The 1,185-nt window shown below is 64.8% G+C and carries 1 protein-coding gene; it reads left to right on the forward strand.

Annotated features, from left to right (window positions below; all coding sequences use genetic code 11):
- On the forward strand, positions 1–1,176 hold a 1,176-nt coding region (tuf, locus tag XM53_RS22240; protein WP_057796984.1), incomplete at its 5' end, for an elongation factor Tu.
- Positions 1,177–1,185: the final 9 nt, after the last annotated feature.

The raw sequence follows: 1,185 nt of genomic DNA on the forward strand, positions 1-1,185 counted from the left end.
ATGGCAAAGGAAAAGTTTGACCGTTCGAAACCGCACGTGAACATCGGGACCGTTGGTCACGTTGACCACGGCAAGACGACGCTGACGGCGGCGATCACGAAGTATTTCGGCGACTTCCGCGCGTATGACCAGATCGACGGTGCGCCGGAAGAGAAAGCGCGCGGGATCACGATCTCGACCGCGCACGTGGAGTACGAGACCGATGCGCGGCACTACGCCCACGTCGACTGCCCCGGCCACGCCGACTATGTCAAGAACATGATCACCGGTGCCGCCCAGATGGACGGCGCGATCCTGGTGGTGAACGCCGCCGACGGCCCGATGCCGCAGACCCGCGAGCACATCCTGCTGGCGCGCCAGGTGGGCGTGCCCGCGCTGGTGGTGTTCATGAACAAGGTCGACCAGGTCGACGACGAGGAGCTGCTGGAGCTGGTGGAAATGGAAATCCGCGAGCTGCTGTCTTCGTACGAGTTCCCCGGCGACGACATTCCGATCATCGCGGGCTCGGCGCTGGCGGCGATGGAAGGGCGTGACCCGGAGATCGGCGAGAACAAGATCCGCGAGCTGATGGCGGCGGTCGACGAGTACATCCCGACGCCGGAGCGCGCCGTGGACCAGCCGTTCCTGATGCCGGTCGAGGACGTGTTCTCGATCTCGGGCCGCGGCACGGTTGCAACGGGCCGGATCGAGCGTGGCCTGATCAAGGTCGGCGAAGAGATGGAGATCGTGGGCCTGAACAAGAACAAGAAGACGACCTGCACGGGCGTCGAGATGTTCCGCAAGCTTCTGGACCAGGGCGAGGCCGGCGACAACGTTGGTCTGCTGCTGCGCGGTATCGAGCGTGACGGTGTGGAGCGCGGCCAGGTGCTGTGCAAGCCCGGTTCTGTGAACCCGCACACCAAGTTCGAGGCCGAGGCGTATATCCTGACCAAGGAAGAGGGTGGCCGCCACACGCCGTTCTTCGCCAACTACCGTCCGCAGTTCTACTTCCGCACGACGGACGTGACGGGCACGGTGACGCTGCCGTCGGGCACCGAGATGGTGATGCCGGGCGACAACCTGAAGTTCGAGGTCGAACTGATCGCGCCGATCGCGATGGAAGACGGCCTGCGCTTTGCCATCCGCGAAGGCGGCCGCACCGTCGGCGCCGGCGTGGTGTCGAAGATCCTCGAGTGATCTGAGGCG

This window comes from Roseovarius atlanticus, assembly GCF_001441615.1.
In the GTDB taxonomy this organism is placed as follows: Bacteria; Pseudomonadota; Alphaproteobacteria; order Rhodobacterales; family Rhodobacteraceae; genus Roseovarius; species Roseovarius atlanticus.